This window comes from Ciceribacter azotifigens, assembly GCF_048159625.1.
In the GTDB taxonomy this organism is placed as follows: domain Bacteria; phylum Pseudomonadota; class Alphaproteobacteria; order Rhizobiales; family Rhizobiaceae; genus Allorhizobium; species Allorhizobium azotifigens.
In genome coordinates, this window is the sequence record NZ_JBLQTA010000028.1 from 1 (window position 1) to 18,064 (window position 18,064).

Genomic DNA, 18,064 nt, shown 5'->3' on the forward strand with positions numbered 1-18,064 from the left:
CGAGCTGATCGTTCCGATCGCGATGGAAGAAAAGCTGCGCTTCGCGATCCGCGAAGGCGGCCGCACCGTCGGCGCCGGCATCGTCGCCTCGATCATCGAGTAATAATCGAGCGAGAGGCCGAAAGCTGCCGACGCATTGAAGTGGTGCAAATGGCGCGCAAGCGCGATTTGCACGCGGCGCCGGCATCGTCGCCTCGATCATCGAGTAAGTTTCGGTTCCTTACAGGGCCGAGAGAACCCCGCCGGAAACGGCGGGGTTTTTGCGTTTATGAGGTGGAGGTTCCTCGGCCATGCGCAGGCAGGAAGGCTGCGCTGCAGGCTCGCGGCTTGCTGCAGGGCTCCCGTGATGGTAGAAAGTCGTCAGTGATTTCGCCGCGCTCGCATGGTTCGAACGCATTCGACGGCTGACAAACCACGGTTCCCGATGTGACGACAATGAGCTCCGCAGTGACGGCTGTCGCTGTTTGCCTGGCGTTCGCCTGTCCGCCTCTCGGCGCCGCGGCGCGTGCCGATGATGGCCGGCCGCTCATCTGGAACGTCTCGAAGACCGGCGATCGCGCCTTCCAGTTCCGCACCGGGATTCGCTGGTCCAGCCTGTTCTCCCCGAGCGTCGGTGCCGACACGACGATGACGGCGGCTGCGAACGGGAGGGACGGATCGCGGGAGCTGGCCTTGCGGCTGTGGGGGAGCGTCGTGCTGGGGGCAGGGGCGACCGCCTCCGGCGCGTGGCAGGTGAACGCCGACGCGGGCTATGATCCCGCGGTGGACCGGCAGGCGCTCTCGCTCTCCCAGAGCAGTCACTGGTCGGCGACGACGGCGATCGATGTTGCCGCTTCCCGCACGGTGGAGGCGAGTGCGATCGCGGGACAGTCTGTCGGTTTCGTCGCGCGGCAATCGGTGAACGTCGACTTTTCCGACATCGGCGCGTCCATACGGATGGACGGCTTCCTCGACGGACGCAGCCGTGCCGCTCACGCGAATCTGGGTGTGGAAAAGAGACTGTCGAGGGGGGTGGCGCTCTCCGCCCACCTGTCCGACCCGTTCCGCTCGACCGCAGCTACCTTCGGTGCCCGCGTCCAGCGTCAGTGGTGAGTGTGAAAGATCGCGCCGGTCTGTCGAAAAAGAAAAAACAGGCTTGCCAATCGTTTCGGCTCACCTTAAAGGAGCGCCATGCCAGCGCACAGGACGTGGTTTCAGGCCGCGTCGGTGCCGGATCTAGGGGTATAGCTCAGTTGGTAGAGCGGCGGTCTCCAAAACCGCAGGTCGGGGGTTCGAGCCCCTCTGCCCCTGCCATGTCCCTTTCGAAGAGGACGTAGAACCGCATGCCCGGGAGTTCGGGTGGGCCGGCAAAAGTTTGCATAATATCGATTTCGCTCTTGTGAAATACGGAATCGGTGTTTATGTAGGGTGAAACAGACACGCGGTGCGTGGGGCTGGCATAGTCGGCTTTACGCGCCGTAAAAGCGTGGGCAATAGATGGCATCCAAGACAAATCCGTTTGCGTTTCTGCAGCAGGTTCGCTCCGAGACGAACAAGGTGACGTGGCCTACTCGTCGCGAGACGATGATCTCCACGGCCATGGTTCTCTTTATGGTGCTTTTTGCGGCGCTGTTTTTCTTTTCGGCGGATCAGATCATCGGTTGGCTTATCGGCCTGGTGCTGAGCGTCGGCAATTAATCGGGCGGAGACGGACATGGCGGCGCGTTGGTACATCGTCCACGCTTATTCGAATTTTGAGAAGAAGGTGGCTGAATCCATTGAGGAGAAGGCCAGGCAGAAGGGGCTCGAGCATCTTTTCGAGAAGATCCTCGTGCCGACCGAGAAGGTGGTCGAAGTGCGGCGTGGCCGCAAGGTCGACAGCGAGCGCAAGTTCTTTCCGGGTTATGTCCTGGTTCGCGCCGATCTGACCGACGAAGCCTACCATCTCATCAAAAATACCCCGAAGGTGACGGGTTTCCTCGGTTCCGACAATAAGCCGGTTCCGATCCCGGACTACGAGGCCGAGCGCATCCTGGGTCAGGTCCAGGAGGGTGTCGAGCGCCCGAAGTCTTCCGTTTCCTTCGAGATCGGCGAGCAGGTTCGCGTTTCGGACGGTCCCTTCGCCTCGTTCAACGGTACCGTTCAGGATGTCGACGAAGAGCGTTCGCGCCTCAAGGTGGAAGTGTCGATCTTCGGTCGCGCCACCCCGGTCGAGCTCGAATATTCTCAGGTCGAAAAGGTCTGAGTGTCGGGGCGGTTATCCGCCCTGTTCCGCGTGGGAGGATGAAGGCCTGAAGCCGGGTCTTTCAGACGCACCACGCAACCGCAGCCGCCGATGCAAGTCGGCATTTTCGGGCCGGGCGACCGGTCCTTAAGGAAAGGCAGAGAGAAATGGCTAAGAAAGTTGCAGGCCAGCTCAAGCTGCAGGTCAAGGCAGGATCGGCAAACCCGTCCCCGCCGATCGGCCCCGCACTTGGTCAGCGTGGCATTAACATCATGGAATTCTGCAAGGCGTTCAATGCCGCCACGCAGGAAATGGAAAAGGGTATGCCGATCCCGGTCGTCATCACCTATTACCAGGACAAGTCCTTCACCTTCGCGATGAAGCAGCCGCCAGTCACGTACTGGCTGAAGAAGGAAGCGAAGATCACCTCCGGCTCGAAGACGCCGGGCAAGGGTGCGAAGGTCGGTACCATCACCAAGGCTCAGGTCCGTGCGATCGCCGAAGGCAAGATGAAGGACCTCAATGCGGCCGACGTCGAAGGCGCAATGGCGATGGTCGAGGGCTCTGCCCGCTCCATGGGCCTGGAAGTGGTAGGTTGATCATGGCTAAGCTCGCAAAGCGCATTCAGAAGATCCGCGAAGGGATCGATCCGGCGAAGCTCGTGGCCCTGCCGGAGGCAATCGCCCTCGTAAAGGAACGTGCCGTCGCCAAGTTCGACGAAACCATCGAAATCGCGATGAACCTCGGCGTCGACCCGCGTCATGCCGACCAGATGGTCCGTGGCGTCGTCAATCTGCCGAACGGCACCGGCCGCGACGTTCGCGTCGCCGTCTTTGCCCGCGGCGCCAAGGCTGACGAAGCCAAGGCAGCCGGTGCGGATATCGTCGGTGCAGAAGAACTCGTCGAGATCGTCCAGGGCGGCAAGATCGACTTCGACCGCTGCATCGCGACCCCGGACATGATGCCGCTCGTCGGCCGTCTCGGTAAGGTTCTCGGCCCGCGCGGCATGATGCCGAACCCGAAGGTCGGAACCGTCACCATGGACGTCGCCGGTGCCGTCAAGGCTTCCAAGGGCGGCGCCGTCGAGTTCCGCGTCGAGAAGGCCGGTATCGTCCATGCGGGCGTTGGCAAGGCTTCCTTTGACGCCAAGGCGCTCGAAGAAAACATCAAGGCTTTCGCTGACGCCGTCATCAAGGCGAAGCCCGCCGGCGCGAAGGGTAACTACGTCAAGCGCGTAGCGATCTCCTCGACCATGGGCCCGGGCGTCAAGATCGACCCGTCGTCGGTCACCGCGGCCTAAGAATTCTTCCGGAGCCGCGAGGCTCCGGAAAACAGTGATTTCCGGCCCGGAAGGGCCGGGAATTTCCGGGGAAACCCGGAACTCCTGTCCGAGATTGCAGGCGGCTTTGGCCTTAATCGTCATGGTCTGCATGAGACGGGTAAGACCCGGATTTGGAAAGACACCTCGTGTCTTGAAAGAGTCGGTTCGAGCCTAGTGTGCCTTGTGCCTGGAGCCAGACGGCGACAGTGCGAGGGGACAGGATCCTCAAGCGTCGCTTGGGGTCCGATCAGAAGGATCCCTTGAGGCAAAGGCAAACCGGCAGGGTCCGAGACATCGGTCCTGCCAACTGGAGACAGACAGTGGAAAGAGCGGAAAAACGCGAATTCGTCACGGAGCTGAACGAAGTCTTCAAGGCTTCCGGTTCGGTTGTCGTGGCCCACTATGCTGGTGTCACAGTCGCGCAGATGAACGACTTCCGTTCGAAGATGCGCGCTGCTGGCGGCACCGTCAAAGTCGCGAAGAACCGTCTGGCCAAGATCGCTCTTCAGGGTACGGAGTCGGAAGGGATCTCTGATCTCTTCAAGGGTCAGACGCTGATCGCATACAGCGAAGACCCGATTGTGGCTCCGAAGGTCGTCATGGATTTCGCCAAGACCAACGACAAGCTCGTTGTTCTGGGCGGCGCCATGGGGGCAACCGCTCTCAATGCGGATGCAGTCAAGTCGCTCGCGACCCTGCCTTCGCTGGACGAGCTGCGTGCGAAGCTGCTGGGCCTCCTCAACGCCCCGGCTACCCGCATCGCTACGGTTGTCGCAGCACCGGCAAGCCAGCTTGCCCGCGTGTTCTCGGCCTACGCCAAGAAGGACGAAGCCGCCTAAGGTGGTTTTTCGCTGTTAATATCGAACCAGTTCGAACCGAACAAAAGGAACTAGTAAAATGGCTGATCTCGCAAAGATCGTTGAAGACCTCTCCTCGCTGACCGTTCTGGAAGCTGCTGAGCTTTCCAAGATGCTCGAAGAAAAGTGGGGCGTTTCCGCTGCTGCTCCGGTAGCCGTTGCTGCCGTTGCCGGCGGTGCTGCCGGTGGCGCTGCTGCCGCTGAAGAAGAAAAGACCGAATTCGACGTCATCCTCGTCGATGCCGGCGCCAACAAGATCAACGTCATCAAGGAAGTCCGCGGCATCACCGGCCTCGGCCTCAAGGAAGCCAAGGACCTGGTCGAAGGCGCTCCGAAGCCGGTCAAGGAAGGCGTATCCAAGGGCGAAGCTGCTGACCTCAAGAAGAAGCTTGAGGAAGCCGGCGCCAAGGTCGACGTCAAGTAATATCGGAACAGCTTGTGGGAGAGGACGTTTTGTCCTCTCCCATTCGCCGTTTCTCAAGAACAGATTACCCAAAAGCCCGTCAAAACGGCTTTTGGGTAATGGGTTCTTCAAGAGGATGGTTCCAATCCGACCCGTCAGGCAATCCGGCCGGCCGTTCGGAGATAGGAACGAGGTTGAACGTTTCCCATTGATTGACGGACCTGAATGGCCAGCAGGTTCCGTCTGTTGCAGGCCCGGATGCACAAATTGACAAGGAGCGACGATGGCTCAGACCCTTTCCTTTAATGGTCGCAGGCGCGTACGCAAGTTTTTTGGAAAAATTCCAGAAGTCGCGGAAATGCCGAACCTCATCGAGGTTCAGAAGGCTTCTTATGACCAGTTCCTCATGGTCGACGAACCCCAAGGGGGGCGTCCCGACGAGGGGCTTCAAGCCGTTTTCAAGTCCGTCTTCCCGATCACCGACTTCTCGGGCGCGTCGATGCTCGAATTCGTGTCCTACGAATTCGAACCGCCGAAGTTCGACGTCGACGAATGCCGCCAGCGTGACCTGACCTACGCAGCGCCGCTCAAGGTGACGCTGCGTCTCATCGTGTTCGATATCGACGAGGATACCGGCGCCCGCTCGATCAAGGACATCAAGGAACAGTCGGTCTACATGGGCGACATGCCTTTGATGACCAACAACGGTACCTTCATCGTCAACGGTACCGAGCGCGTCATCGTTTCCCAGATGCACCGTTCTCCGGGCGTTTTCTTCGATCACGACAAGGGCAAGAGCCATTCGTCGGGCAAGCTGCTGTTTGCCGCCCGCGTGATCCCGTATCGCGGTTCCTGGCTCGACATCGAGTTCGACGCCAAGGACATCGTTCACGCACGTATCGACCGCCGCCGCAAGATTCCCGTGACGTCGCTCCTGATGGCGCTCGGCATGGACGGCGAAGAGATCCTGTCGACCTTCTACTCGAAGTCCGTCTACCAGCGTGACGCCGACGGCTGGCGCGTTCCCTTCAGCCCGGAAACGCTGAAGGGTGCCAAGGCCATCTCCGACATGATCGACGCCGACACCGGCGAAGTCGTGGTCGAGGGTGGCAAGAAGCTCACCCCGCGCCTGCTGCGGCAGTTGCAGGACAAGGGCCTGAAGGCCCTCAGGGCCACCGACGACGATCTCTACGGCAACTACCTCGCTGAAGACATGGTCAACATGGCAACCGGCGAGATCTATCTCGAAGCCGGTGACGAGATCGACGAGAAGTCGCTGCAGGTGATCCTGGATTCCGGCTTCGACGAGATCCCGGTTCTCGGCATCGACCACATCAACGTCGGCGCCTATATCCGCAACACGCTTTCCGCCGACAAGAACGAGAACCGCCAGGACGCTCTGTTCGACATCTACCGCGTCATGCGTCCGGGTGAACCGCCGACCATGGAATCGGCCGAAGCCATGTTCCAGTCGCTGTTCTTCGACGCCGAGCGCTACGACCTGTCGGCCGTCGGTCGCGTCAAGATGAACATGCGTCTCGACCTCGACTGCCCGGATACGGTGCGCGTCCTGCGCAAGGACGATATCCTGGCCGTCGTCAAGATGCTGGTCGAACTGCGTGACGGCAAGGGCGAGATCGACGACATCGACAACCTCGGCAACCGTCGCGTTCGCTCCGTCGGCGAACTGATGGAGAACCAGTACCGTCTCGGCCTGCTCCGCATGGAGCGCGCGATCAAGGAACGCATGTCCTCGATCGAGATCGACACGGTCATGCCGCAGGATCTGATCAACGCCAAGCCGGCTGCCGCCGCCGTTCGCGAATTCTTCGGCTCCTCGCAGCTGTCGCAGTTCATGGACCAGGTGAACCCGCTCTCGGAAATCACCCACAAGCGCCGTCTCTCGGCTCTTGGCCCGGGTGGTCTGACCCGCGAGCGCGCCGGCTTCGAAGTCCGCGACGTTCATCCGACGCACTACGGCCGTATCTGCCCGATCGAAACGCCGGAAGGTCCGAACATCGGTCTGATCAACTCGCTCGCCACCTTCGCCCGCGTCAACAAGTACGGCTTCATCGAAAGCCCGTACCGCAAGATCGTCGACGGCAAGGTGACCAACGAGGTCGTCTATCTGTCGGCCATGGAAGAGGCGAAGTACTACGTCGCCCAGGCAAACTCCGAGATGACCGCCGACGGCGCCTTCGTCGAAGAGTTCGTCGTTTGCCGTCACGCCGGCGAAGTTATGCTGGCGCCGCGCGACACCATCAACCTGATGGACGTCTCGCCGAAGCAGCTCGTCTCGGTCGCGGCCGCGCTCATTCCGTTCCTGGAAAACGACGACGCGAACCGTGCTCTCATGGGCTCGAACATGCAGCGTCAGGCCGTGCCGCTTCTGCGTGCGGAAGCACCGTTCGTCGGCACCGGCATGGAGCCGATCGTCGCGCGTGACTCCGGTGCTGCGATCGCTGCTCGCCGCGGCGGCGTGGTCGACCAGGTCGATGCGACCCGTATCGTTATCCGCGCCACGGAAGACCTCGATCCGTCCAAGTCGGGCGTCGACATCTACCGCCTGATGAAGTTCCAGCGTTCGAACCAGAACACCTGCGTCAACCAGCGTCCGCTGGTCACCGTCGGTGACGTGCTCAACAAGGGCGACATCATTGCGGACGGTCCGTCGACCGATCTCGGCGACCTGGCGCTCGGCCGCAACGCGCTCGTCGCGTTCATGCCTTGGAACGGCTACAACTATGAGGACTCGATCCTCATGTCCGAGCGCATCGTGAGCGAAGACGTCTTCACCTCGATCCACATCGAGGAGTTCGAGGTCATGGCCCGCGACACCAAGCTGGGTCCGGAAGAAATCACCCGCGATATTCCGAACGTTTCCGAAGAAGCGCTGCGCAACCTCGATGAAGCCGGTATCGTCTACATCGGTGCAGAGGTTCAGCCGGGTGACATCCTGGTCGGCAAGATCACGCCGAAGGGCGAAAGCCCGATGACGCCGGAAGAAAAGCTTCTGCGCGCCATCTTCGGCGAGAAGGCGTCCGACGTCCGCGACACCTCCATGCGCATGCCACCGGGCACGTTCGGCACCGTCGTCGAAGTTCGCGTCTTCAACCGCCACGGCGTGGAGAAGGACGAGCGCGCGATGGCGATCGAGCGCGAGGAAATCGAGCGTCTCGCGAAGGACCGCGACGACGAACAGGCGATCCTCGACCGCAACGTCTACGGTCGTCTGCTCGACATGCTGCGCGGCCAGGCGTCGATCGCCGGTCCAAAGGGCTTCAAGAAGGGCGTCGAGCTCTCCAACGCCGTCGTCTCGGAATATCCGCGTTCGCAGTGGTGGATGTTCGCCGTCGAGAACGAGAAGGTCCAGGGCGAAATCGAAGCGTTGCGTGCCCAGTACGACGAATCCAAGTCGCGCCTCGAACAGCGCTTCATGGACAAGGTCGAGAAGGTCCAGCGCGGCGACGAAATGCCTCCGGGCGTCATGAAGATGGTCAAGGTCTTCGTCGCTGTGAAGCGCAAGATCCAGCCGGGCGACAAGATGGCCGGCCGTCACGGCAACAAGGGTGTCGTCTCGCGCATCGTTCCGGTCGAGGACATGCCGTTCCTCGAAGACGGTACGCATGTCGACATCGTCCTGAACCCGCTCGGCGTGCCTTCGCGCATGAACGTCGGCCAGATTCTCGAAACGCACCTTGCCTGGGCTTGCGCCGGCATGGGCAGGAAGATCGGCCAGATGCTCGAGGACTATCGCAAGCACCTCGACATCACCGACCTCCGCAAGGAGCTGACGGACGTCTACGCCTCCGAAGCCCATGACGAAGTGAAGAACTTCGACGATGCGTCGCTGGTCAAGCTCGCCGAGGAAGCCAAGCGCGGTGTCTCCATCGCGACCCCGGTCTTCGACGGGGCGCATGAAAGCGATGTTGCCTCGATGCTGAAGCGTGCGGGTCTCGACCCGTCGGGTCAGTCGGTCCTGTACGACGGCCGTACCGGTGAAGCCTTCGACCGCAAGGTCACTGTCGGCTACATGTACATGATCAAGCTGAACCACCTGGTCGACGACAAGATCCACGCTCGCTCGATCGGTCCGTACTCGCTCGTCACCCAGCAGCCGCTGGGCGGCAAGGCGCAGTTCGGCGGTCAGCGCTTCGGGGAAATGGAAGTCTGGGCGCTCGAAGCCTACGGTGCTGCATACACCCTGCAGGAAATGCTCACCGTCAAGTCGGACGACGTCGCGGGCCGCACCAAGGTCTACGAAGCGATCGTGCGCGGCGACGACACCTTCGAGGCCGGCATTCCCGAGAGCTTCAACGTTCTCGTCAAGGAAATGCGCTCGCTTGGTCTCTCCGTCGAACTCGAGAACTCGAAGGTCGGCCCCGAGGACGCGAGCCAGCTTCCGGACGCCGCCGAGTAACAGGTTGACAAGGGCGTGCGTGGCGAAGGCTGCGCACGCCATCCCCTCCCGGGACAGCCGTTCCGGATCTGGCCGGGGCAGGGGAGTTTCGCCGCATTTCGCGGTTATTGTCATTTAGGGGTCCGGAGCGGCAACCCGGGATTTCGCCGCCACCGTGACCCAATTGAGGGCTCTTTGCCCCATCAAGGAGACAGGCATGAACCAAGAGGTCATGAACCTTTTCAACCCGCAGGTGCCGGCCCAGCACTTCGATTCGATCCGTATCTCGATCGCGTCGCCGGAAAAGATCCTTTCCTGGTCCTACGGCGAGATCAAGAAGCCGGAGACGATCAACTACCGTACGTTCAAGCCGGAACGTGACGGCCTGTTCTGCGCGCGCATCTTCGGTCCGATCAAGGACTACGAGTGCCTGTGCGGCAAGTACAAGCGCATGAAGTACAAGGGCATCATCTGCGAAAAGTGCGGCGTCGAAGTCACGCTGTCGCGCGTTCGCCGCGAGCGCATGGGCCACATCGAGCTTGCTGCACCCGTTGCCCACATCTGGTTCCTGAAGTCGCTTCCCTCGCGCATCTCGACGCTGCTCGACATGACGCTGAAGGATGTCGAACGCGTTCTTTACTTCGAGAACTACATCGTGACCGAGCCCGGCCTGACGGCGCTCAAGGAACACCAGCTGCTCTCGGAAGAAGAGTACATGCTGGCGGTTGACGAGTACGGTGAAGACCAGTTCACGGCGATGATCGGCGCCGAGGCCATCTACGAGATGCTCGCCTCGATGAACCTCGACAAGATCGCCGGCGATCTGCGTTCGGAACTGGCCGACACCACCTCGGATCTGAAGCAGAAGAAGCTGATGAAGCGGCTGAAGATCGTCGAGAACTTCATCGAGTCCGGCAATCGCCCGGAATGGATGATCATGAAGGTCGTTCCGGTCATCCCGCCGGACCTGCGTCCGCTCGTTCCGCTCGATGGCGGCCGTTTCGCGACGTCCGACCTCAACGATCTCTATCGTCGCGTCATCAACCGTAACAACCGTCTGAAGCGCCTCATCGAGCTGCGCGCGCCCGGCATCATCATCCGCAACGAAAAGCGCATGCTGCAGGAATCTGTGGACGCGCTGTTCGACAACGGTCGCCGCGGCCGCGTCATCACCGGCGCCAACAAGCGTCCGCTGAAGTCGCTGTCCGACATGCTCAAGGGCAAGCAGGGGCGCTTCCGCCAGAACCTGCTCGGCAAGCGCGTCGACTATTCCGGCCGTTCGGTCATCGTGACCGGTCCGGAACTCAAGCTGCACCAGTGCGGCCTGCCGAAGAAGATGGCACTCGAGCTCTTCAAGCCGTTCATCTATGCCCGCCTTGACGCGAAAGGTTACTCCTCGACCGTCAAGCAGGCCAAGAAGTTGGTCGAGAAGGAAAAGCCGGAAGTCTGGGATATCCTCGACGAGGTCATCCGCGAGCATCCGGTTCTCCTGAACCGCGCACCGACGCTGCACCGCCTGGGCATCCAGGCCTTCGAACCGATCCTGGTCGAAGGCAAGGCGATCCAGTTGCACCCGCTCGTCTGCACGGCCTTCAACGCCGACTTCGACGGTGACCAGATGGCCGTTCACGTGCCGCTGTCGCTCGAAGCCCAGCTTGAAGCCCGCGTGCTGATGATGTCGACGAACAACATCCTGCATCCGGCGAACGGCGCTCCGATCATCGTTCCCTCGCAGGACATGGTTCTCGGCCTCTACTACCTGTCGATCATGAACCAGAACGAGCCGGGCGAAGGCATGGCCTTCTCCGACATGGGCGAACTGCACCACGCTCTGGAAAACAAGATTGTCACGCTGCACGCCAAGATCCGCGGCCGCTACAAGACTGTCGACGCCGACGGCAAGCCGGTTTCGAAGATCTACGAAACGACGCCGGGCCGCATGATCATCGGCGAGCTTCTGCCGAAGAACGTCAACGTGCCGTTCGACATCTGCAACCAGGAAATGACCAAGAAGAACATCTCCAAGATGATCGACACGGTCTATCGCCATTGCGGCCAGAAGGACACGGTCATCTTCTGCGACCGCATCATGCAGCTGGGCTTCACCCACGCCTGCAAGGCGGGCATCTCCTTCGGCAAGGACGACATGGTCATCCCGGACACCAAGGCGAAGATCGTCGGTGACACCGAAGCCCTGGTCAAGGAATACGAGCAGCAGTACAACGACGGCCTGATCACCCAGGGCGAGAAGTACAACAAGGTCGTCGACGCCTGGGGCAAGGCCACCGAAAAGGTCGCGGAAGAGATGATGGCCCGCATCAAGGCCGTCGAATTCGATCCCGAGACCGGTCGCCAGAAGCCGATGAACTCGATCTATATGATGTCCCACTCGGGTGCTCGTGGTTCTCCGAACCAGATGCGCCAGCTGGGCGGCATGCGCGGCCTCATGGCCAAGCCGTCGGGTGAGATCATCGAGACGCCGATCATCTCGAACTTCAAGGAAGGCCTGACCGTGAACGAGTACTTCAACTCGACGCACGGTGCCCGTAAGGGTCTCGCAGACACCGCCCTGAAGACCGCGAACTCCGGTTACCTGACCCGTCGTCTCGTCGATGTGGCACAGGACTGCATCGTCAACATGGTCGATTGCGGCACCGACAAGGGCCTGACCATGACGGCGATCGTCGACGCCGGCCAGGTCGTGGCCTCCATCGGCGCACGCGTCCTGGGTCGTACGGCGCTCGACGACATCGATCATCCGGTAACGGGTGAGCGCATCGTCGATGCCGGCAAGATGATCATGGAAGCCGATGTCGTCGAGATCGAAAAGGCTGGCATCCAGTCGATCCGCATTCGTTCGGCGCTGACCTGCGAAGTCCAGACGGGCGTCTGCTCCGTCTGCTACGGCCGCGACCTCGCGCGCGGTACGCCGGTCAACATGGGCGAAGCCGTCGGCGTCATCGCCGCGCAGTCGATCGGCGAGCCGGGCACGCAGCTCACCATGCGTACCTTCCACCTTGGCGGCACCGCGAACGTGGTCGACCAGTCGTTCCTCGAAGCGTCGTATGAAGGTACGATCGCGATCAAGAACCGCAACCTGCTGCGCAACTCCGAAGGCAATCTCATTGCCATGGGCCGCAACATGGCGATCACGATCCTCGATGAACGCGGCGTCGAACGCTCGTCGCAGCGTGTCGCCTACGGTTCGAAGGTCTTCGTGGACGATGGTGACAAGGTTCGCCGCGGCCAGCGTCTCGCCGAGTGGGATGCGTACACCCGCCCGATGATGACGGAAGTCGAAGGTATCGTGCACTTCGAGGATGTCGTGGACGGCATCTCCGTTCTGGAAGCGACCGACGAGTCGACCGGTATCACCAAGCGCCAGGTCATCGACTGGCGTTCGACCCCGCGCGGCGCCGACTTGAAGCCTGCGATCGTCATCAAGGACGCCGCCGGCAACGTGCTCAGGCTGTCGCGTGGCGGTGAAGCCCGCTTCCAGCTCTCGGTCGACGCGATCCTGTCGGTCGAGCCCGGCCAGAAGGTCTCCCAGGGTGACGTCCTTGCCCGTTCGCCGCTCGAAAGCGCCAAGACCAAGGACATCACCGGTGGTCTGCCGCGCGTTGCCGAACTGTTCGAAGCCCGTCGTCCGAAGGACCACGCCATCATCGCAGAGATCGATGGCACGATCCGCCTCGGCCGCGACTACAAGAACAAGCGTCGCGTCATCATCGAGCCGGCGGAAGACGGTGTCGAGCCGGTCGAATACCTGATCCCGAAGGGCAAGCCCTTCCATCTTCAGGACGGCGACTACATCGAAAAGGGTGACTACATCCTCGACGGTAACCCGGCTCCGCACGACATCCTGGCGATCAAGGGCGTCGAGGCTCTGGCCTCGTACCTGGTCAACGAAATCCAGGAAGTCTACCGTCTGCAGGGCGTTGTGATCAACGACAAGCACATCGAGGTGATCGTTCGCCAGATGCTGCAGAAGGTCGAGATCACGGACTCGGGCGACAGCCAGTACATCGTCGGCGACAATGTCGACCGGATCGAACTGGAAGACGCCAACGAGCGCCTGATCGAGGAAGGCAAGAAGCCGGCTTACGGCGAGCCTGTCCTCCTCGGCATCACCAAGGCCTCGCTGCAGACGCCGTCGTTCATCTCGGCCGCATCCTTCCAGGAAACCACCAAGGTTCTCACGGAAGCTGCGATCGCCGGCAAGACCGACACGCTGCAGGGCCTCAAGGAAAACGTCATCGTCGGCCGCCTGATCCCGGCCGGTACTGGCGGAACCATGACGCAGATCCGCCGCATCGCCACCTCGCGCGACGACCTCATCCTCGAGGAGCGCAAGAAGGGTACCGGTGCGGATATCGCGACCCCGATGCTGCAGGACCTTGCCGCTGGCGAGAACCTTCCGGCCGGCGAATAATCGCCGCGCCACCTCGGACAAGAAAGACCGCCCGGAGCAATCCGGGCGGTTTTTCGCATCTTGGGCTAGCAAAGCAGGCCTTGATCCGAAGCCCGGCGCGGATGTGCTGCCGCAGCGCGACAAGGGGCGTTCCGCAGTCACCAACACGGCGGACGTCTCCTATGTCATCCGCGCGGCTCCGCTCGGCAATGTCGCGCTGACGGCGCCGAATTTCCCGCCCCCCGGAACGGTCTGGGACCTGAAACAGGCTGTGGGCGTCATTGGCACGGCGCAACTCGAGCAGGAGCTGAGCGAAGGGGAGGTGACCCTCATTGTCGCCCTCCTCGGCTTCCTGACCGGCAGGATGCTGGAGGTGAACGTGCCGCTCATTCCGCCAGAGATCGATGCGACACCGCCGCCGAACGGAAGGAGGTCTCTCGACAGACGAGAAAGGCCGCCGGTACATACCGGCGGCCCCTGGTTTTGTGCTGCGAGCACGCGCCTTCAGTTGAAGCGGATGATCGCGATCTCGCCTTCGAGTGCGCCCTGATAGGCGGAGGCGTGCGGCTCTTCGTCCGGTGCACCGTTGATCATGCCGATCTGGTCGAGGTCGGCCTCCACGAAGCCTTCTTCGGAGAGCGCGTTCAAAGCCTCGCGAACGGCGGAGTCGTCGTCAGGCGCGCGCAAGAGGATGTGGAGGTCGACGCCTTCGCCGCCTTCCTCTTCATAGCCCTTGGCGATGATGATGAAGACCATCGGCGTGTCGAAATTGTTGTCGTTGTCCGGATTGTGAGCCATCTCGGTCTTCTTTCCTGAGTCGGGAATCGAATCGCGCGGGAGCGGAAGAGCCCGTGCGAGGGGCGGTTGGAGGATGTTTTCCGTTTCTAGCCGATTTTCGTTACGAGGCCCATGCAGAATCTCCAAGGGGGGGCTATATATCGTTGGTCCGCGCCGTCAAATGGCCGGAACGGCGGCCTGCTGACCCGATAATTTGCGATTGTGACTTGACGTCAGCAGGTGAAAACAGTAGTACGCCCGACATCGGAACCCATGTGAGGTTAGGCTTTTCGGAACGCCATGTTCCGGAGTTCGTCTCAAACAGGGTCTAAAACGCACTTGAAGATACAAATGCTGCATACATGACGCATCGCTGGATGCGTCCTCTGATCGTTGTGGTCCATCCGCGATGAGCGGGTAGGGCCACATTTTGCGCATGAGGATAGGGTGTGTCCGTCGCCGGAAACGGCAAAAGCAACGGCCCGGAAGGGCTTGAGAGACAAGATCTATAAGGGATGGTTGTATGCCTACCGTAAACCAGCTTATCCGCAAGCCCCGTCAGGCGCAGGTAAAGCGTAACAAGGTTCCTGCGCTGCAGGAAAACCCGCAGAAGCGCGGCGTTTGCACCCGCGTTTATACCACGACCCCGAAGAAGCCGAACTCGGCACTTCGTAAGGTTGCCAAGATCCGTCTGACCAACGGCTTCGAAGTGATCGGCTACATTCCGGGTGAAGGCCACAACCTTCAGGAACACTCCGTCGTCATGATCCGTGGCGGCCGCGTGAAGGACCTTCCGGGTGTTCGTTACCATATCATCCGCGGCGTTCTCGATACCCAGGGTGTCAAGAACCGCAAGCAGCGCCGTTCGAAGTACGGTGCGAAGCGTCCGAAGTAATTCGGTTTTCATTGGAATTCGGCGCTGCGCGAGGTTCTCCGCGTGATAAGGCGCCTTAACAGTTGAGAGACAAGAAGTATGTCCCGTCGCCATAGTGCAGAAAAGCGTGAGATCAACCCGGATCCGAAGTTCGGCGATCTCGTCGTCACGAAGTTCATGAATGCCATCATGCTTCACGGCAAGAAGTCGGTCGCTGAAAGTATCGTTTACGGTGCCTTCGACGCCGTTCAGGGCAAGTTGAAGCAGGAGCCGCTGGCCGTCTTCCATCAGGCGCTCGACAACGTCGCGCCGCATGTTGAAGTCCGCTCCCGCCGCGTTGGCGGTGCGACCTACCAGGTCCCGGTCGATGTTCGTCCCGAGCGCCGTCAGGCTCTCGCTATTCGCTGGTTGATCGCTGCTGCACGCAAGCGCAACGAGACCACCATGGTCGATCGCCTCTGCGGCGAACTCATGGATGCTGCCAACAACCGTGGCAGCGCGGTCAAGAAGCGTGAAGACACGCACAAGATGGCTGACGCAAACCGCGCGTTCTCGCATTACCGCTGGTAATCAGAACCGATCGATATTTGAAAGGCAGTCCATCATGGCTCGCGAATATAAAATCGAAGACTACCGCAACTTCGGTATCATGGCTCATATCGACGCCGGTAAGACCACGACGACCGAACGCATCCTCTACTACACTGGCAAGTCGCACAAGATCGGCGAAGTCCATGACGGCGCTGCGACCATGGACTGGATGGAGCAGGAGCAGGAACGCGGCATCACCATCACGTCCGCTGCGACCACGACCTTCTGGAAGGGTCGCGACGGCAAGATGCGCCGCTTCAACATCATCGACACGCCCGGCCACGTCGACTTCACCATCGAAGTCGAGCGCTCGCTGCGCGTTCTCGACGGCGCCGTAGCGCTCCTCGACGCCAACGCCGGCGTTGAGCCGCAGACGGAAACCGTCTGGCGTCAGGCGGACAAGTACAACGTTCCGCGCATGATCTTCTGCAACAAGATGGACAAGATCGGCGCGGACTTCTACCGCTCCGTCGAGATGATCAAGACCCGTCTCGGCGCGACCGCTGTTGTCTGCCAGCTGCCGATCGGCGCAGAAAACGACTTCAAGGGCGTTGTCGACCTGATCGAGATGAACGCTCTCGTCTGGCGCGACGAATCGCTCGGTGCCCAGTGGGACGTCGTCGAAATCCCGGCCGACTTGAAGGACAAGGCTGAAGAATGGCGCGAGAAGATGATCGAAACGGTCGTCGAACTCGATGAAGCCGCCATGGAAGCCTACCTCGAAGGCAACATGCCCGACAACGACACGATCCGCGCGCTGATCCGCAAGGGTACGGTCGAGGTCAAGTTCTTCCCGATGTTCTGCGGCTCGGCCTTCAAGAACAAGGGCGTTCAGCCGCTGCTCGACGCCGTCGTCGAATTCCTGCCGTCGCCGGTCGACATTCCGGCGATCAAGGGTATCGACGTCAAGACCGAAGCGGAAATCGAGCGTCACCCCGACGATTCCGAGCCGCTCTCGATGCTGGCGTTCAAGATCATGAACGACCCCTTCGTCGGTTCGCTGACCTTCTGCCGCATCTATTCGGGCAAGCTCGAAAAGGGCTCTTCCGTTCTCAACACGGTCAAGGACAAGCGCGAGCGCGTCGGCCGCATGCTGCAGATGCACTCCAACTCGCGTGAAGACATCGACGAAGCCTTCGCAGGTGACATCGTTGCTCTTGCCGGCCTCAAGGAAACCACCACGGGCGACACGCTCTGCGATCCCCTGAAGCCGGTAATCCTCGAGCGCATGGAATTCCCGGAACCGGTTATCCAGATCGCGATCGAGCCGAAGTCGAAGGGCGACCAGGAAAAGATGGGCCTCGCGCTCAACCGCCTCGCCGCCGAAGACCCGTCCTTCCGCGTCAAGACCGACCAGGAATCCGGCCAGACCATCATCGCCGGCATGGGCGAACTTCACCTCGACATCATCGTCGACCGCATGCGTCGCGAGTTCAAGGTCGAAGCCAACGTCGGCGCTCCGCAGGTTGCCTATCGTGAAACCATCACGAAGACCTGTGAAGAAGACTACACGCACAAGAAGCAGACCGGTGGTACCGGCCAGTTCGCGCGCGTCAAGATCATCTTCGAACCGAACCCGGAAGGCGAAGACTTCAAGTTCGAGTCGAAGATCGTCGGTGGTTCCGTTCCGAAGGAATACATCCCGGGCGTTCAGAAGGGTATCGAAAGCGTTCTGTCTTCCGGTCCGCTGGCAGGCTTCCCGATGCTGGGCGTCAAGGCGACCCTCATCGACGGCGCCTTCCACGACGTCGACTCCTCGGTTCTGGCCTTCGAAATCGCCTCGCGTGCCTGCTTCCGTGAAGCTGCCCGGAAGGCTGGTGCACAGCTCCTCGAACCGATGATGAAGGTCGAGGTCGTCACCCCCGAGGACTACGTCGGTGACGTTATCGGCGACCTCAACTCCCGCCGTGGCCAGATCCAGGGCCAGGAGCAGCGCGGCATCGCGATCGTCGTCAACGCTCACGTTCCGCTGGCGAACATGTTCAAGTACGTCGACAGCCTGCGCTCCATGTCGCAGGGCCGCGCGCAGTACTCGATGGTGTTCGACCACTACGCCCCGGTACCGAGCAACGTCGCCCAGGAAATCCAGGCCAAGTATTCCGGTCAGAAGTGACCGGAATACCCCAAAACCTGAACATTTAACGAATTTCTCCCTTCGGGGAGATGAAAGAATGGAGAGCCGAAAATGGCAAAGAGTAAGTTTGAGCGCACGAAGCCGCACGTTAACA

At 60.9% G+C, this 18,064-nt stretch carries 15 protein-coding genes and 1 tRNA gene; 15 read left to right on the top strand and 1 reads right to left on the bottom strand.

The annotated features are described in order from the left end of the window. The 12 genes from ACM6UT_RS22395 to ACM6UT_RS22450 form a co-directional block, all read left to right on the top strand. Positions 1–103, top strand: a 103-nt coding sequence (locus tag ACM6UT_RS22395; protein ID WP_284727838.1) for an EF-Tu C-terminal domain-related protein, incomplete at its 5' end; no start/stop codon positions are given. A 332-nt stretch (positions 104–435) separates the two neighbouring features. Then, positions 436–1,092 carry a hypothetical protein gene (locus ACM6UT_RS22400; RefSeq protein ID WP_416799520.1) on the top strand — a complete coding sequence of 219 codons (657 nt, stop codon included), beginning with the start codon at positions 436–438 and terminating at the stop codon, positions 1,090–1,092. A gap of 125 nt (positions 1,093–1,217) precedes the next feature. Further along, positions 1,218–1,293 (top strand) — tRNA-Trp (locus ACM6UT_RS22405). A 183-nt stretch (positions 1,294–1,476) separates the two neighbouring features. Further along, positions 1,477–1,677 (top strand): preprotein translocase subunit SecE, encoded by a 201-nt coding sequence (gene secE, locus ACM6UT_RS22410; protein ID WP_112691122.1) that lies wholly within the window; start codon positions 1,477–1,479, stop codon positions 1,675–1,677. Positions 1,678–1,693: 16 nt separating this feature from the next. Continuing rightward, on the top strand, positions 1,694–2,224 hold the full coding sequence (gene nusG / locus ACM6UT_RS22415; protein ID WP_112691121.1) for a transcription termination/antitermination protein NusG: 531 nt from the start codon (positions 1,694–1,696) through the stop codon (positions 2,222–2,224). A gap of 146 nt (positions 2,225–2,370) precedes the next feature. Then, a complete protein-coding gene (gene rplK / locus ACM6UT_RS22420; protein WP_099057545.1) occupies positions 2,371–2,802 on the top strand; it encodes a 50S ribosomal protein L11 in 432 nt (143 codons plus the stop codon). A 2-nt stretch (positions 2,803–2,804) separates the two neighbouring features. After that, positions 2,805–3,503 carry a 50S ribosomal protein L1 gene (gene rplA / locus ACM6UT_RS22425; protein WP_416799521.1) on the top strand — a complete coding sequence of 233 codons (699 nt, stop codon included), beginning with the start codon at positions 2,805–2,807 and terminating at the stop codon, positions 3,501–3,503. Between the two features lie 341 nt (positions 3,504–3,844). Continuing rightward, positions 3,845–4,363, top strand: coding sequence for a 50S ribosomal protein L10 (rplJ, locus tag ACM6UT_RS22430; RefSeq protein ID WP_148155605.1), 519 nt, complete (start codon positions 3,845–3,847; stop codon positions 4,361–4,363). 58 nt (positions 4,364–4,421) lie between these two features. Next, positions 4,422–4,805 (top strand): 50S ribosomal protein L7/L12, encoded by a 384-nt coding sequence (gene rplL, locus ACM6UT_RS22435; protein ID WP_129331170.1) that lies wholly within the window; start codon positions 4,422–4,424, stop codon positions 4,803–4,805. 262 nt (positions 4,806–5,067) lie between these two features. Beyond that, positions 5,068–9,204: a DNA-directed RNA polymerase subunit beta gene (gene rpoB / locus ACM6UT_RS22440; protein WP_416799522.1), complete on the top strand. Its 4,137-nt coding sequence runs from the start codon at positions 5,068–5,070 to the stop codon at positions 9,202–9,204. A gap of 196 nt (positions 9,205–9,400) precedes the next feature. Next, positions 9,401–13,615, top strand: coding sequence for a DNA-directed RNA polymerase subunit beta' (rpoC, locus tag ACM6UT_RS22445; protein ID WP_416799523.1), 4,215 nt, complete (start codon positions 9,401–9,403; stop codon positions 13,613–13,615). Positions 13,616–13,718: 103 nt separating this feature from the next. Next, on the top strand, positions 13,719–14,144 hold the full coding sequence (locus ACM6UT_RS22450; protein ID WP_416799524.1) for a hypothetical protein: 426 nt from the start codon (positions 13,719–13,721) through the stop codon (positions 14,142–14,144). On the opposite strand, the gene ACM6UT_RS22455 is transcribed toward ACM6UT_RS22450, so the two are convergent. Then, positions 14,099–14,392 carry a transcriptional regulator gene (locus ACM6UT_RS22455; RefSeq protein ID WP_129331166.1) on the bottom strand — a complete coding sequence of 98 codons (294 nt, stop codon included), beginning with the start codon at positions 14,390–14,392 and terminating at the stop codon, positions 14,099–14,101. The two genes, ACM6UT_RS22450 and ACM6UT_RS22455, sit on opposite strands and share 46 nt — an antisense overlap. 502 nt (positions 14,393–14,894) lie before the next feature. Here ACM6UT_RS22455 and rpsL point away from each other — a divergent pair. From rpsL to fusA, 3 genes are all read left to right on the top strand, one after another. After that, entirely contained in the window at positions 14,895–15,266 is a 372-nt protein-coding gene (gene rpsL / locus ACM6UT_RS22460; RefSeq protein WP_003507760.1) for a 30S ribosomal protein S12, read from the top strand. Between the two features lie 78 nt (positions 15,267–15,344). Continuing rightward, positions 15,345–15,815 (top strand): 30S ribosomal protein S7, encoded by a 471-nt coding sequence (gene rpsG / locus ACM6UT_RS22465; RefSeq protein WP_129331165.1) that lies wholly within the window; start codon positions 15,345–15,347, stop codon positions 15,813–15,815. Positions 15,816–15,849: 34 nt separating this feature from the next. After that, positions 15,850–17,949, top strand: coding sequence for an elongation factor G (fusA, locus tag ACM6UT_RS22470; RefSeq protein ID WP_416799525.1), 2,100 nt, complete (start codon positions 15,850–15,852; stop codon positions 17,947–17,949). The last annotated feature ends 115 nt before the right edge of the window (positions 17,950–18,064 follow it).

Bases quoted from the DNA above. Each gene is read 5' to 3' on its own strand.
- rplL (WP_129331170.1), top strand. From the start codon at position 4,422: ATGGCTGATCTCGCAAAGATCGTTGAAGACCTCTCCTCGCTGACCGTT.
- nusG (WP_112691121.1), top strand. From the start codon at position 1,694: ATGGCGGCGCGTTGGTACATCGTCCACGCTTATTCGAATTTTGAGAAG.
- rplA (WP_416799521.1), top strand. From the start codon at position 2,805: ATGGCTAAGCTCGCAAAGCGCATTCAGAAGATCCGCGAAGGGATCGAT.
- rplK (WP_099057545.1), top strand. From the start codon at position 2,371: ATGGCTAAGAAAGTTGCAGGCCAGCTCAAGCTGCAGGTCAAGGCAGGA.
- rpoB (WP_416799522.1), top strand. From the start codon at position 5,068: ATGGCTCAGACCCTTTCCTTTAATGGTCGCAGGCGCGTACGCAAGTTT.
- rpsG (WP_129331165.1), top strand. From the start codon at position 15,345: ATGTCCCGTCGCCATAGTGCAGAAAAGCGTGAGATCAACCCGGATCCG.
- ACM6UT_RS22455 (WP_129331166.1), bottom strand. From the start codon at position 14,392: ATGGCTCACAATCCGGACAACGACAACAATTTCGACACGCCGATGGTC.
- rpoC (WP_416799523.1), top strand. From the start codon at position 9,401: ATGAACCAAGAGGTCATGAACCTTTTCAACCCGCAGGTGCCGGCCCAG.
- fusA (WP_416799525.1), top strand. From the start codon at position 15,850: ATGGCTCGCGAATATAAAATCGAAGACTACCGCAACTTCGGTATCATG.
- rpsL (WP_003507760.1), top strand. From the start codon at position 14,895: ATGCCTACCGTAAACCAGCTTATCCGCAAGCCCCGTCAGGCGCAGGTA.
- secE (WP_112691122.1), top strand. From the start codon at position 1,477: ATGGCATCCAAGACAAATCCGTTTGCGTTTCTGCAGCAGGTTCGCTCC.
- ACM6UT_RS22400 (WP_416799520.1), top strand. From the start codon at position 436: ATGAGCTCCGCAGTGACGGCTGTCGCTGTTTGCCTGGCGTTCGCCTGT.